This window comes from Qipengyuania triglochinis, from assembly GCF_054655615.1.
This window is the reverse complement of sequence record NZ_BAAHND010000002.1, coordinates 409,884-422,753: the sequence shown is the minus strand read 5'-3', so window position 1 is coordinate 422,753 and position 12,870 is coordinate 409,884. Positions and strand designations below refer to the sequence as shown.

The 12,870-nt window shown below is 61.0% G+C and carries 14 protein-coding genes; 7 read left to right on the top strand and 7 right to left on the bottom strand.

Annotated elements, in window-relative coordinates; genetic code table 11:
* Positions 1 to 16: 16 nt before the first annotated feature.
* Both ACYQ0G_RS08180 and ACYQ0G_RS08175 read right to left on the bottom strand, forming a co-directional pair.
* A complete protein-coding gene (locus ACYQ0G_RS08180) occupies positions 17 to 799 on the bottom strand; it encodes a polysaccharide biosynthesis/export family protein (protein ID WP_460101518.1) in 783 nt (260 codons plus the stop codon).
* A gap of 10 nt (positions 800 to 809) precedes the next feature.
* Positions 810 to 2,057 carry an O-antigen ligase family protein gene (locus ACYQ0G_RS08175; RefSeq protein WP_460101516.1) on the bottom strand — a complete coding sequence of 416 codons (1,248 nt, stop codon included), beginning with the start codon at positions 2,055 to 2,057 and terminating at the stop codon, positions 810 to 812.
* 188 nt (positions 2,058 to 2,245) lie between these two features.
* Here ACYQ0G_RS08175 and ACYQ0G_RS08170 point away from each other — a divergent pair, with 188 nt between their 5' ends.
* From ACYQ0G_RS08170 to ACYQ0G_RS08160, 3 genes are all read left to right on the top strand, one after another.
* Positions 2,246 to 2,698 (top strand): hypothetical protein, encoded by a 453-nt coding sequence (locus tag ACYQ0G_RS08170; protein ID WP_460101514.1) that lies wholly within the window; start codon positions 2,246 to 2,248, stop codon positions 2,696 to 2,698.
* A gap of 450 nt (positions 2,699 to 3,148) precedes the next feature.
* Positions 3,149 to 3,307: a hypothetical protein gene (locus ACYQ0G_RS08165; protein ID WP_460101513.1), complete on the top strand. Its 159-nt coding sequence runs from the start codon at positions 3,149 to 3,151 to the stop codon at positions 3,305 to 3,307.
* A gap of 60 nt (positions 3,308 to 3,367) precedes the next feature.
* Positions 3,368 to 4,123 carry a DUF4019 domain-containing protein gene (locus ACYQ0G_RS08160; protein ID WP_460101512.1) on the top strand — a complete coding sequence of 252 codons (756 nt, stop codon included), beginning with the start codon at positions 3,368 to 3,370 and terminating at the stop codon, positions 4,121 to 4,123.
* Positions 4,124 to 4,136: 13 nt separating this feature from the next.
* Here the strand turns inward: ACYQ0G_RS08160 and ACYQ0G_RS08155 are convergent, their stop codons facing one another.
* The 3 genes from ACYQ0G_RS08155 to ACYQ0G_RS08145 form a co-directional block, all read right to left on the bottom strand.
* The gene (locus tag ACYQ0G_RS08155; RefSeq protein ID WP_460102804.1) at positions 4,137 to 4,940 is read right to left on the bottom strand and encodes an alpha/beta hydrolase; all 804 of its coding nucleotides are present in this window, start codon (positions 4,938 to 4,940) and stop codon (positions 4,137 to 4,139) included.
* Between the two features lie 56 nt (positions 4,941 to 4,996).
* Positions 4,997 to 5,722 carry an acetoacetyl-CoA reductase gene (gene phbB / locus ACYQ0G_RS08150; RefSeq protein ID WP_460101511.1) on the bottom strand — a complete coding sequence of 242 codons (726 nt, stop codon included), beginning with the start codon at positions 5,720 to 5,722 and terminating at the stop codon, positions 4,997 to 4,999.
* Positions 5,723 to 5,858: 136 nt separating this feature from the next.
* On the bottom strand, positions 5,859 to 6,629 hold the full coding sequence (locus ACYQ0G_RS08145) for a hypothetical protein (protein WP_460101509.1): 771 nt from the start codon (positions 6,627 to 6,629) through the stop codon (positions 5,859 to 5,861).
* A 348-nt stretch (positions 6,630 to 6,977) separates the two neighbouring features.
* On the opposite strand from ACYQ0G_RS08145, the gene ACYQ0G_RS08140 reads away from it, so the two are divergent.
* The 4 genes from ACYQ0G_RS08140 to holA are packed head-to-tail and all read left to right on the top strand — an operon-like array spanning position 6,978 to position 11,616.
* Positions 6,978 to 7,427, top strand: coding sequence for a DUF3576 domain-containing protein (locus ACYQ0G_RS08140; protein ID WP_460101508.1), 450 nt, complete (start codon positions 6,978 to 6,980; stop codon positions 7,425 to 7,427).
* Positions 7,428 to 7,472: 45 nt separating this feature from the next.
* Positions 7,473 to 10,064 (top strand): leucine--tRNA ligase, encoded by a 2,592-nt coding sequence (gene leuS, locus ACYQ0G_RS08135; protein ID WP_460101507.1) that lies wholly within the window; start codon positions 7,473 to 7,475, stop codon positions 10,062 to 10,064.
* Complete coding sequence (gene lptE, locus ACYQ0G_RS08130) at positions 10,064 to 10,576, top strand: LPS assembly lipoprotein LptE (protein WP_460101506.1); 513 nt, start codon at positions 10,064 to 10,066, stop codon at positions 10,574 to 10,576. The genes leuS and lptE overlap by 1 nt, the downstream gene beginning before the upstream one ends.
* Positions 10,573 to 11,616: a DNA polymerase III subunit delta gene (gene holA, locus ACYQ0G_RS08125; RefSeq protein WP_460101505.1), complete on the top strand. Its 1,044-nt coding sequence runs from the start codon at positions 10,573 to 10,575 to the stop codon at positions 11,614 to 11,616. The genes lptE and holA overlap by 4 nt, the downstream gene beginning before the upstream one ends.
* Positions 11,617 to 11,633: 17 nt before the next feature.
* Here holA and ACYQ0G_RS08120 read toward each other — a convergent pair whose 3' ends face one another.
* Together ACYQ0G_RS08120 and lptC are read right to left on the bottom strand one after the other, a co-directional pair.
* Positions 11,634 to 12,191: an LptA/OstA family protein gene (locus ACYQ0G_RS08120; protein WP_460101504.1), complete on the bottom strand. Its 558-nt coding sequence runs from the start codon at positions 12,189 to 12,191 to the stop codon at positions 11,634 to 11,636.
* Entirely contained in the window at positions 12,188 to 12,856 is a 669-nt protein-coding gene (gene lptC, locus ACYQ0G_RS08115; RefSeq protein ID WP_460101503.1) for an LPS export ABC transporter periplasmic protein LptC, read from the bottom strand. The genes ACYQ0G_RS08120 and lptC overlap by 4 nt, the downstream gene beginning before the upstream one ends.
* Positions 12,857 to 12,870 lie beyond the last annotated feature (14 nt).

The following is a 12,870-nucleotide window of genomic DNA, read 5'->3' as shown; positions in this document are numbered from 1 at the left end:
TTAGGCTTGGCCAGATTTAATTAAGGAGCGCGACGAGGGGTGCGACCAATAGTGGAGCTGTCGCCACAATATCGCGGAACAGGCGCCGTTGCGGACTATCCCCCACAATAACTATGTCGTTCGCATATATCGGCGGGTCATCATAGGCGCCCCGGCGTATCGCGTTTAGGTTGTACAAACCGGCCAGCCGTTGCCCATCTACCTTGCGAAGGATCACGACCTCTTCTTCTTTGGCGAATTCGTTTAAACCTCTGGCAGAAGCGATGGTGCGCAACAATGTCATCTGATTGGTTACTGGATAGAGCCCTGGCTCTACGACCTGCCCCTCGACGGTTACTACCTGGCTGACCGAGCTATTGATATTTACGGTTACGTCAGGATTGCGGACATAACGTCCAGCTAATGCGACTTCGATATCCTCTGCGAGTTCGGCGGCAGTTTTGCCACCAGCATTCATCTCACCCACTAAAGGCATAGATATTCCGCCGCTAGCATCCACCTGTATCTGACGTTCGAGTTCGGGTACGCCGAATACATCTATGCTTATAGTATCAAGAGGCCCTATTAACGCCAGGCGCGCACCGGCAGTTAAATCAGTTCGCGCAGGTACTGGCAATTCAGTAGCACCTTCGACCACAGTGAGATTTGGGGTTGAAACGAGCGGCGGAGCTCCCCTCACACAGCCGGACAGCATCAGCGATGCCAATAGGAAAACACAAGTCTTGTGCATGATGTAAGGCAATTCCAATCTGGCGAGAGCAGGGAGCTTTATAAAAGTCATAAAAGTTTCGTAAAGCACGCGCGGATCATTACCGCGAACCGCCGCCCTCTTGTTGCGCACTGCGCCCATTCCGCGCTAACCAAGCTGCAGAAAGAGTCAGGATGGCCATGATCATAGGCGTGCGAGCAGGATAATCAACGATGCTGGCAAGCATTACCAATAAAATAATTGCTGAGCCAAGTTGCTCTAGTTTGGAGCCCATCTCGTCGTGCCGCCTCCATACGACAAGGCTGCGGCGAACGAACCATATCAACGCCGCTATGAGCAGTATTAGTGCGGGCAACCCTCCGTCGAGCACGATTTCCAACCAATCATTATGAGCATGGTTGAAATAGGCAGGTCTGAGGAAAAAATCCGGCTCACTGATCCGAAAAGCTGGATCGAAAGTGCCAAAGCCCGTTCCGACTGGAAAGTACTGCCTGATCATGTCGATTACGATCGGGGTGGCTCCTGCACGAAGATCATCCCTCGCATCGAGCGTCAAAATGCGATCAATAGAAGCCGCACGATCCAAGCTGATGCTGAGCAAAAGGGCACCTGCGACGAGGGCGATCGCCAGGATAGCCAAAGTGACTGCAAACTTACGAGGGAGGCGCTTAAATTCTCGAGAAACGCGGCGACGCACGATCGCAAGGCCCAGGGCCACGCCAATCAGACCAATCACGATTCCAACTCGGGATCCGGTAGCAAGTATCATCAATGCGAACAGTATAACCAGGCCAACACCCACGAAGACTTTCCATCGAACGTCTTCCCCTTGAAAGGCCCATACCGGCGCTAGCAAGCAGCCGATGGCGAGTGAGAGCGCATAGTGGTTTCGATTGGCGAAATTGGCACTGATCATTCCCCTCATATCGTTGATCAAGGGATGATCGAATTGAGCGCCTGAGAATTGCAGAAGACCCAATAAGGCTGCGGCTAACGTGAGGCAGAGCAGCAAGGTAATGAGGCGCCAGTGATGAACTCGCGTTAGTCCTGCCGTTAGCACAAGCACCAATGCCGGCACGATCAGCGAGCTTAGCGCATTGAAGGTTGCAGTTGGTGAGATTGAAAGCGGCCTCCAGGGCTGCTCTTCATCTATCACTAATGCCGCTGCTTTTAATACCTCACGGCCAGGAAGGGCTATCCATAAAGATGGCGGCAGGGGGATTAATTGAATCGCCACGAGTAGCGCTGCTGCTCCGAAGAGCATGAGTGGCACTTGAATTTTACGCCACTTAATTTGTGGCAGAAACAGCACCACGCAGATCACCATGATCCATGCTGAGAAACGCACTACCGTTTGGCCTAGCGCGTCAGCGCGCGAGGCTCCGCCTGCCATCCACAAAATCAGTAGGAAGGCAGCGAGTGTCCAGAAAGACAGTCTAGAGGACAGATCGGTGCGCGCGATAGGGCGAGACATTCGGGTGCCTCTAAACAATTAGCCAGTTGGAGCAAACCGATTTGTACTCTAGTAAAGAGCGAATGAAGAATTTTTCACTCCTACCGTTCCTCGCTGCGATTATTATGCCATTGGGGGGCTGCAACTCCGCGGATACTCTCGAGAATGAAGAGCCGACGCGGAAGGTTGTAGATGCTGCACAGATGAAAGCGGCGCAAACTCTTTCGATCGGAAGCACTAGGGCAATTGAAGACGATCTTGGGCCTTATATACTAGCCCTTAGGTGTAATATCGCACTTGGTGAAATCAATGACCGCTTTCTTAATAATGGCGGCTTTTCCGACAATCAGAAGCAATTAATGCGGCAAATGCGCAATCGCTACAGGCGACAAGCTGAAAAAATTGGAACTGAGCAAAACAAATCGAGCCAACAGATCAGGCAAGACCTTGAAGAGCAAGCGTCGAAAATACCTGATTCAACCATTCGTGCCCAGATTGCAATAGGATGTCTTCGAAACGTTGCCCAAGATAACTAATTTCATAAGTTGATACACCTGTTCTCTGACCGAGCAGCGTTGTCAGAAAGAATAGGCGGTATTTTGGAAATTCTCCGAGAAAAGCCGAATTCACGTAGGTTGCTCGTCGCTACGTGGACGAACCGTGTGATTGAGTCACAAATAACTAGCCGATGCTCACACATGCCCCTTTGGGTGACAATGTGGCAAGACCTTTGCTCCAGCAGGAAGGCCGGTTAGATATCCCGCACGATTGGCGCATGGGGCGGTGTCTCAGGACGGGAGAGTGCCGCTTGGCGGGGCATTGCAACGTGCTGCGGAGACGGCCCAACTGGTCGATACACCTAATCCGGTAGTTCAACTCGCTGTAAGATCATAGTGCGGTCCCAGACCGGGTTCGGTTGATCGAGATCCCGCGCCCTGCGCAGCGGCGAGGCCGAGCTTTGGCGCGAGGACGGCGAGCGCGGTTATGTGCTCGTCAGCGAACCGGTAACCTACGGCAAGAGAGAATGCCGGCAGGTCAGCTACACGCTGTTCGCGAATGGCGGCCAGCTCACCTCTCCTTCCAGCCAGTGGTGCCGCACCGAAGGCAGCGCGAAATGGCGACCCGACCCGCGCGGGGCCGAATAGCGCGCGCCTACGAATTTTTTAGGGTGGCTAGGCCAGATGGCGGGGCATAGGCAGGGCGGAATGACGCCGGCCTCTTCCAAACCCCGCCACGGCCTTGAGGAACTAACCGAAAAGGAGAAGGAAACCCTTCGCCTGATGGCCCGCGGCCACGATGCGAAATCGATGGCGAGAGAGCTTTCGCGCTCGGTCCACACGATCAATGAACGGCTACGTGTCGCGCGCCGCAAGCTCGACGTGACCAGCAGCCGCGAGGCAGCCCGCCTGCTGTTCGAAAGCGAGGCCGATGCTTACAAAAACTCTGTATACGAAAGTTTGCGGGATGCCGAAGCACCGCAAACAACCGAGTTACCTCCCACTACCAAACCGGCCCGCAACCGGGCCATCCTGATCGGAGGTATTCTCATGTCCTTATTCGCTGCCGCGCTATTTCTAACAACACCCCTCATGTTCGACGAAGCAGGTTCTCCCGCATCCGAAACCGCGGCGCGCGATGCTGCGGTCGAAGCGGCTGCCCGCAATTGGCTGGAACTTGGCGATGCCGGCAACTGGCAGGCCAGCTTCGATGCGGCCGGCGAAAGCTTCCGCACGGCCAATACGGTCGAAGGCTGGACCGACGCTTCGGAAGATGTGCGCGTCCCGCTTGGGGCGGTGATTTCGCGCAACCTTGCCACGGTGCGCTTCCTCAACGCCCCGCCTAGCGGTTTCATGGAAGTCACTTTTCACACCCGGTTTGCCAACAAGGCCGGTGCTGTCGAAACCGTTACGCTGGTGAAAGAAGAGGGGCAGTGGAAAGTGGTCGGTATCCTGATCGACTGACCGGCGCTCGTCGCTACGACTGCCTTCCTTCCATCGCTGCCCATAGCCGCTCGGCAAGCTGGTCGAGCGGCACCCAATGCTTGCCGCCGCGCAGATTGATGACGGTCACATTGTCGCCGCCCGCCTGCTCGAGCAGGGCCGCCGCCGACGGGTCGACAATATCATCCTCGCTGCCGTGCAGCAGCAGGACGGGTTCCTCCACGAGGCGGATGGCGTCGAGATTGTCGTAGCGGTCCCTCACGAAGGCTCGCGCAATTTTCGGAATCATTGATCTGAGATCGGTAAAGGCGCCCATGGTCGCGACCGCTTCGACCTCGTGCCGCGCCGCCATCTCCAGTGCCACGGCCCCGCCGAGCGAGAATCCAAAAAGATACAGCCGCGCTTCCGGGTGCAGCTCGCGCGCCCTGGCTACCCATGCCTTGGCATCGCGCATCAAGCCTTCCTCGCTCGGCTGGCCGGGATTGTCCCCGAAGCCACGATAGGACGCGACGAGAACGCCGCGCCCGCCGATGCGCAGAGGCTCTGCGCGGGCTGCCATGACAAGATGATTATAGGAATTGCCGTGGAAGACGATGATCAGTTGGTCCCCATTGGGAGCGTCCGGCGGCCAGTAGGCGCCTTCGAGAACCAGCCCGTCTTTCGTCCGGGTCGAAATCGTCTTGGGTGGGTCACCGCGAAAGGATACTTCGGTATCCTTGAGGGCGACGGGTTCGTAGATCCGGTCCGCCACCGGGTTGGCCAGAACCGGCGCGGCAATGAGGCAACAGCAAAGCGCGGGACAGGAAAAGAGCGCGCGCGATGCCGTGATCGGGGTCATTACCTTCACGCGATCACTCCCGCTCCTCGTGTCCTGTTGCGACCGCAGCCGAACCGTCAGTACATATGCTGGCCGCCATTGATGCTCATCGTCGATCCGGTGACGAATTCGCCATGCTCTGACACAAGGAAGCTCACGCCGCGGGCGATTTCGCTGGCCTTGCCGAGGCGGCCGACGGGGATCTTGGCGACGATCTTCTCCAGCACCGGTTCGGGCACGGCGGCGACCATGTCGGTATCGATATATCCCGGCGCGATGGCGTTCACCGTGATGCCGAAGCGCGCGCCTTCCTGGGCCAGCGCCTTGGTGAAGCCGTGGATACCGCTTTTGGCGGCGGCGTAATTGACCTGGCCGTACTGGCCCGCCTGCCCGTTGATCGAACCGATATTCACGATCCGGCCCCAGCCGCGTTCCTTCATTCCGGCGAAGGTTGCCTTGGCGAGGTTGAAGCAGCCGCCCAGATTGGTGCGCATCACCGCATCCCAATCTTCGTAAGTCATCTTCAGCAGCGTGCCGTCGCGCGTGATCCCGGCATTGTTGACCGCGATTTCGATCGGGCCATGCTCTTCCTCGATCCGCTTGCAGGCTTCCTGCACCGCATCGAAATCCGAAACGTCGAATTTGACTGTCGGGATGCCGGTTTCTTCGGTGAATTTTTTCGCCGCATCGTCATTGCCGGCATAATTGGCGATGACCTCGCATTCGCGTTCGTCACGCAGTCGTTCGCAGATGGCGCGCCCGATTCCCCGCGTACCGCCCGTTACAATCGCAACACGTCCCATCCGATCCTCTCCTCGCAATTTCTCGCGCTGTTTGGCCAAGCTTTACGCAAGATTGCGACAGCGTAAAGACCATGCGCGCGCTAGCGTGCGAGGATTCAATCGTATTCTTATGAGAAGGGCCGCGCGGAGCGGAAGGTCAGAAGCGGATCTGCGTTCCGACATAGACCGCCTGATCATCCTCGATCCCGTCAGTCAGCGGGTTCAGGCGATCGCGGTCCTGCGACAGGCGGACACCGGCAGTCACATCGAGATTGCGGCTCAGGCTGTATGATCCGCCCAGATCGACGCGCTGCGATCCGGCACCTTCGACCGTGAGCGGCGCGGTGCCGGCATTGTCGCGGTTCTGCAGCGTGATGCGCGATTTGAAGCGGCTTGGTTTGCCGTCATCATCCGATTCGTCAAAGCTGCGCAGATCGGGCATGGCGAAATCTTTCACCTTGTCACCGATATTCGCGGCCGCAACACTGCGGGTGGGCTGGGCGAAGCTCTGATAGCCGCGGGCAATGCCGAGATTGTAACGCGCGGCGACCATCGACAGGCCGCCATCGGGGCCTGCGCTCTTGGCGAGGGTTTCTGCCGGGCTGCGGCCGGAAAGCGTGCGGGCGGTTGCCGCATCCACGCGGACTGCGAAATTCACCGTGCGTTCGCGCGTCGGGGCGGGCTTGTTGGCAGGGGTGAAGCGCAGGGCATCCTTCCCGACGAGCTGCGCAACCTTCTGCGCGAGTTCGGGATCGACGCCGGCTGGCGTGAACGACAGGAATTCGGTGGCTGCCGGTTCTGCCGATTCGCTCTGCGTGGAGGAGGAAACGGCGAGGCCGGCACCGGGGATGGCGAGGGCCAGACCGGCAACAGCAAGCAGTGTCGGCGCGAACCGACCCTTACCCGTGCTGTTTGTGGACTTGCCCATCGAACGCCTCTCTGCCCCTATGTTGCGGTGTTCGTACCGCTATACCACGGTATCCGCTTAATGGTTCCCGAATATCGCCCGTACAATTCTCTGTAGCGACTCCGGTATTTCAAGAGATTAGGTGCACGTTCTGAATAATTCCACCTTTTCCACAAGCTTACTGATTTTGGCGGCAATAGTGTTGCCTTGCGCACACAGGGGTGGGTGACCGGTTCGCGCGATTCAGGACGCATTCACCCGCCAGACGGTGTTTGTTGCGCGCGGCGGAACGGGGCAAAGGCAGTGCTTGCCCCTGTCTGCCCAGCCATTATAGAGCCGCAACGATGCTTTCCGATCCAAGGACCGTTCATGACCGTATACCGTAACTTCCGCCGTCCCGCCGCCATCGCCCTGCTCGGCGTGGCCAGCATCGGCCTTGCGGCATGCAGTAGCGGCAACCGTCCGCAGACCGATCTTGCCGCGGCGCAGGTTTCGACCATCGGCGTGAACTCCTATCTCTGGCGCGCTGCGCTCGAAGCGGTCAGCTTTGCGCCGCTGCTTCAGGCTGATAGCGCCGGCGGCGTCATCGTGACCGACTGGTATGCCAATCCCGGCAATGCGGGCGAACGGGTGAAGATGACCATCTCCATCCTCGATACCGACCTGCGCGCCGATGCGCTGCGCGTGGCCGCCAGCCGCCAGGTCAATCAGGGCGGTACCTGGGTCGATGCGCCGGTGCAGGCCGCCACGGTCCAGAAGCTGGAAGACATCATCCTGACCAAGGCACGCGAACTGCGCCGTCAGGCCATTTCGAACTAAGCAAACTGGGTTCCATTCGCGCCTGAAATCCTTACAGGCGTCCGCATGAGTGACACCCGTTTCAATCCGGCCGCGGCCGACGCGCGCTGGCAATCCGCCTGGGACGAGGCGCAGACCTTCCGCGCCGACAGCGATTCGCCCAAACCCAAGAGCTACGTGCTCGAGATGTTCCCCTATCCCAGCGGGCGCATCCATATCGGCCACGTGCGCAATTACACGATGGGCGACGTGCTGGCGCGCTTCAAGAAGGCGACCGGGCACGAGGTGCTGCATCCCATGGGCTGGGACGCTTTCGGCATGCCGGCGGAAAATGCCGCGATGGAAAAGGGCGTGCATCCGGGCGGCTGGACGCGCGACAATATCGAACATATGAAGGCGCAATTGAAGCGCCTCGGCTTCGCGCTCGACTGGAGCCGCGAACTGGCGACCTGCGAGCCCGATTATTACGGGCATGAGCAGGCGCTGTTCATCGACCTGTATGAGGCGGGCCTTGTCTACCGCAAGGAAAGCGAGGTCAATTGGGACCCGGTCGACATGACCGTGCTCGCCAACGAGCAGGTGATCGACGGCAAGGGCTGGCGCTCGGGCGCCGAGGTGGAGAAGCGCAAGCTCAACCAGTGGTTCCTCAAGATCACCGACTTTGCCGAGGAACTGCTCGATGGATTGGGCAAACTCGAAAACTGGCCCGACAAGGTCCGGCTGATGCAGGAAAACTGGATCGGCAAATCCAAGGGGCTGGAGTTCAGCTTCGACCTGTCCAATGGCGAGAAGCTGCCGGTCTACACCACGCGGCCCGACACCATCTTCGGCGCAAGCTTCGTGGCCGTGGCGGCGGACCATCCGATCGCGCAGGGCATCGACAGCGACGATGCGCGCGAGTTCATTGCGCTGTGCAAGAAGGGCGGGACCACCGCTGCCGAGCTGGAGACGGCGGAAAAGCTGGGCTTCGACACCGGCATCACGGCGAAGCATCCGTTCACCGGCGCGGACCTGCCCGTCTATATCGCGAACTTCGTGCTGATGGATTACGGCACCGGCGCGATCATGGCGGTGCCGGGCCACGACCAGCGCGACTTCGAATTCGCCACCAAATACGGCCTGCCGATCCCGCGCGTTGTCGCGCCGAACGTGGACGAGGCTGGCAAGGGTTTCGACGGCGAGGCCGAGGCCGGAGAGGGCGTGATCGTCAATTCCGACTTCCTCGACGGGATGGAGATCGAGGACGCCAAGCGCGAAATCATTTCCCGGATCGAGCAGCAGGGCCGGGGCGAGGGCAAGACCGTCTGGCGCCTGCGCGACTGGGGGGTTTCGCGCCAGCGCTACTGGGGCACGCCGATCCCCTTCATCCATTGCGAAAAATGCGGCGTGGTCCCTGCGCCCAAGGACAGCCTGCCGATCACGCTGCCCGAGGATGTCGACTTCCAGACGCCCGGCAACCCGCTGCTGCGCCACGAAACGTGGAAGCATGTCGATTGCCCCAAATGCGGCGGCAAGGGCACCCGCGAGACCGACACGCTGGATACTTTCGTCGATTCGAGTTGGTATTTCCTGCGCTTTGCCAGCCAGCCTGCTGACAAGCCCTTCGACAAGGACGAGGTCGCCAAATGGCTGCCGGTCGAACAGTATATCGGCGGGATCGAGCATGCGATCCTGCATTTGCTCTACGCCCGGTTCTGGACCCGCGCACTGGCGCATATGGGCCAGATCGACGTGAAAGAGCCGTTCGCTTCGCTTTTCACGCAGGGCATGGTCACGCATGAGACCTACGAGCGCGATGAGGTCAGATCTTCTGGTGTGGTAAAAGCGAGTGACCCAATTCGCAAAGACGGCGACATCACCCACCATGGACCGGATGCATCTACACGGGTTGTGTATTTTTCTCCGGACGAAGTGGAGAGGGTTGGAGATCGTGTGGTCCTTAAAAGCGACGGGGCAGATGTCCGCGTCGGCCGCGTCATCAAGATGTCGAAGTCGAAGAAGAACGTCGTCGACCCTGACACCATCATCGACACCTATGGCGCCGACGCCGTGCGCTGGTTCATGCTGTCCGACAGCCCGCCCGAGCGCGACCTGCCGTGGTCCGAAGCCGGGATCGAGGGCTGCAGCCGCTTCGTGCACCGGTTGTGGCGCCTGTTCTCCGCCTATGAGCCGCAGGCGCAGGGCGAGGACAAGGCATTGGATCGCAAGGTCCACCAGACCGTGGCCGCCGTGGCCGAGGATATCGAGGCGCTGGGCTTCAACAAGGCCGTGGCGCGGATTTACGAACTGACCGGTGCGGTGGAGAAGGCGCAGGCCTCTGCCAGCCGCTCCGCCGCGATCCGCAGCCTGGTCCAGCTGGTCGCGCCGATGATGCCGCATCTGGCGGAAGAGGCATGGTCGGGCATGGGCATGGAAGGCCTCGTGGCTGATGCCGCCTGGCCCAAAGTCGATCCGGCGCTGCTGGTGGAAGACGAAGTGACCATCGCCGTCCAGCACAAGGGCAAGCTGCGCGACACGCTCACCGCGCCCAAGGGTGCGGCGAAGGAAGATCTGGAGGCGATGGCGCTGGCATCCGAGAAGGTGCAGCGGTCGATCGACGGGGCAGAAATCCGCAAGATCATTGTGGTGCCCGACAGATTGGTGAATATCGTCACCTGATGCGCCAGTCTTTCGCCCTCTCGCTCGCCCTGCCGCTCGCATTCGCGATCGGCGGCTGTTCGCTCCAGCCCATGTATGCCGGCGGCAGCAGCGGCGCGGTCGCGCAAGGTCTCGCTGCGGTGGATGTCCCGCCGATCGAGGGCAAGGCCGGCTGGCTGGTGCGCAGCGCGCTGAACGACAGGCTGGGCGCGTCCGGCACCGGCACCTCGCGTTACCGCCTCGAAGTGCGGCTGGACGACAGCCTCGATGGCCTCGCCGTGCTGGCCGACGATACCGTCAGCCGCGAACGCCGCACCCTGCGCGCGCGCTACCAACTGGTCGATTCGACTACGGATGAAATCGTGCTCGACGCGACCGAGGGCGTGGATGCGGGGATCGACGTGGTCTCCAGCGAATATGCCGTGATCGCGGCGGAAAACACCGCGCTCGAAAATCTCGCCGTCGAAATTTCCGACCGCATCGTGACGCGCGTTGCCCTGGCGCTTCGTGAAAGGGCGCAGGGCGAACGGTGAAGCTGACCGGCAAGGATTTTGCCGCCAAGGCGCGCGATGTAGCCGCCAGTTGCGGCGTCTTCTTCTTCTGCGGGCAGGACGAAGCCGGCGCCAGCGCGGCCGCAAACCAGATTGCCGCCATGCTGCCCGATCCGGGCGAGCGGGTGGAAATGCCCGGCGCCGATCTGCGTGCCGATCCCGCCCGGCTGGGTGACGAGGCGCGTTCAAGCTCGCTGTTCGGCGACAAGCGCCATATCTGGTGCCGCGTGGCAGGAGACGAGGCGCATGAAGCGATCAAGATCCTGCTGGAAACGGGCGACATGGGTGCGGGCGAGGCCTGCCCGGTAATCGTGGTCGCCACGGGCGCCACCGATAAATCGCGCACCGCCAAGCTGCTGGAAAAGCGGAAAGATGCCGTGGTGGCGATGTTCTACCCGCCCGATCTGCGCTCTGTCACCCAGACCGTGCGCGCCATGGGCGATGCGGCCGGCGTGCGGCTGGATGGCGCCGTGGCCGAACGGATCGCGCGCGCCGCCAATCTCGACGTGCGGCTGGCGCAGAGCGAGGTGACCAAGCTGGCCACCTATCTCGACGGCAGCCCGCAATCGCCCCGCCCTGCGGAAATGGAGCATCTCGACGCGGTCGGCGCGGCGAGCGAGGAGGACGGGTTCGCCGGGCTCGTCAACGCCGTGCTGGCTGGGCAGGGACCCAAGGTCGCCACTGAAATCGCGCGGATGAAGCAGATCGGGTTGAACCCGGTCGGCACGCTGCTGGCGATCGAACGCCGCGCGGCGCAACTGGCGCGCATATCCGCCGCGCTGGGCAACCGCCGCTATCAGGATCTCGACAAGGGCGAGAAAGCACGCCTCGGCATCTTCTGGAAGGAAGAACGCGACATTGCCGAACAGGTACAGCGCTGGCGCGGGCCCAAGCTTGACCGGCTGACAATGCGGCTGACGCAATTGCACCGCGAATTGCTGACCAACAGCCAGGCATCCGAATTGCTGCTGGCGCAGGGGCTGACCGGCATCGCCCGCGTTGCCGGGGCCGGTCGCCGCTGAACGCCGTTAAATGCGGCTCAGTTTTCCGGGACCGAGAAGGAGCCGGTAACGCGCCCGCCCGATGACGAGCTGCCGCTGCCCGTCACGCCCGACGACCCGCTGGCGCGGCCATCGATACTCGACACGCCGCTGGCCAGATCGATCACCAGCCGTCCGCCATTCAGCGTATCGCCGCCGCGGTTCAGGCGGACATTGCCCGCCATGGTGATGATCCGGCGATTGAAATCGTACACTGCCGTATCGCCCCGCGCGCGTTCGTTGCCGCGCGTCACATTAACGCCGCCGGTGGCCATGATCCGCTGAATCTTGAGGCTGCCTGCATCGGAATAGTTCACGATAGTGCGCGCCGCGTTGAGATTGAGGCCGGCCTGCGTGATCTCGACATTGCCCGAAAGCACCACGCGGTTCTGGCGGTCCTGCAATTCGATCCGGTCGGCGGCATAGGACACCGGTGCATTGGAATTATGGCCGGAGATCGCCTGCGCCGAAAGCTGCATGCCGCCCAGCGCGGCTGCCGTCAGGGCAAAACCGGCAAGCGCGCTTTTCGCCATGGTGGGGAACTGGCTCTTGATCATGGCATCCTCAGCTTGCCGGGCTCCATGCGCAGCCGCGCATTCCCGGACAGGGTAACAGTGCGTTGGTCGAGATCGCCGTCCAGACGGTCGGCGCGGAAGGTCCCCGCCGGACCCGATCCCTCGACCCCGCCCGATCCTTCGATCGTCTTGTTCTTGAGATCGAGCGATACGCCGCTCGCGCTCATGCGGTAACCGTCGGCGGCAGCCATCTGCATGGTGCCGTTCACATCGACGACGTCTTCGCTGATATCGTATTGCCCGCCGGGCGCCTCTACCCGCGCCGGCCCATCGGTCATCAGCAGGCGGGCGACGAGATCATCCAGCCGGACGATTCCTTCCACGCTCGATCGCTGAACCGCTTCACCGGCGGTCAGCGAGAAGGGGCGACCCTTGGCATCCTGCCCGCGATACAGCGCATTATCCACGCGCAGCCGTTCCTGGATCATTGCCACCTTGTTGCGATCGAGCAGGAAGCTGATTTCGCCGCGCGGGCTCAGCGGGGTGATGATCATCAGCGCGGCGACGACGCCCACCCCCATGGGCAGGAACCGCGCCAGAAAGCGCACCAGCTTGTCATGGCTACCACCCGGCGCAGCGAACCGCTGGCGGCGCGAGCGTAGCTGCTGCGCCTCCGTGGTTTCGATCCTGCGCTTCTTGAACACCATGAGTGGGTAGCTGC

Coding starts and splice junctions, on each gene's coding strand:
- ACYQ0G_RS08170 (WP_460101514.1), top strand. CDS start 2,246: ATGAAGAATTTTTCACTCCTACCGTTCCTCGCTGCGATTATTATGCCA.
- ACYQ0G_RS08160 (WP_460101512.1), top strand. CDS start 3,368: ATGACGCCGGCCTCTTCCAAACCCCGCCACGGCCTTGAGGAACTAACC.
- ACYQ0G_RS08155 (WP_460102804.1), bottom strand. CDS start 4,940: ATGACCCCGATCACGGCATCGCGCGCGCTCTTTTCCTGTCCCGCGCTT.
- phbB (WP_460101511.1), bottom strand. CDS start 5,722: ATGGGACGTGTTGCGATTGTAACGGGCGGTACGCGGGGAATCGGGCGC.
- ACYQ0G_RS08145 (WP_460101509.1), bottom strand. CDS start 6,629: ATGGGCAAGTCCACAAACAGCACGGGTAAGGGTCGGTTCGCGCCGACA.
- ACYQ0G_RS08140 (WP_460101508.1), top strand. CDS start 6,978: ATGACCGTATACCGTAACTTCCGCCGTCCCGCCGCCATCGCCCTGCTC.
- leuS (WP_460101507.1), top strand. CDS start 7,473: ATGAGTGACACCCGTTTCAATCCGGCCGCGGCCGACGCGCGCTGGCAA.
- lptE (WP_460101506.1), top strand. CDS start 10,064: ATGCGCCAGTCTTTCGCCCTCTCGCTCGCCCTGCCGCTCGCATTCGCG.
- ACYQ0G_RS08120 (WP_460101504.1), bottom strand. CDS start 12,191: ATGATCAAGAGCCAGTTCCCCACCATGGCGAAAAGCGCGCTTGCCGGT.
- lptC (WP_460101503.1), bottom strand. CDS start 12,856: ATGGTGTTCAAGAAGCGCAGGATCGAAACCACGGAGGCGCAGCAGCTA.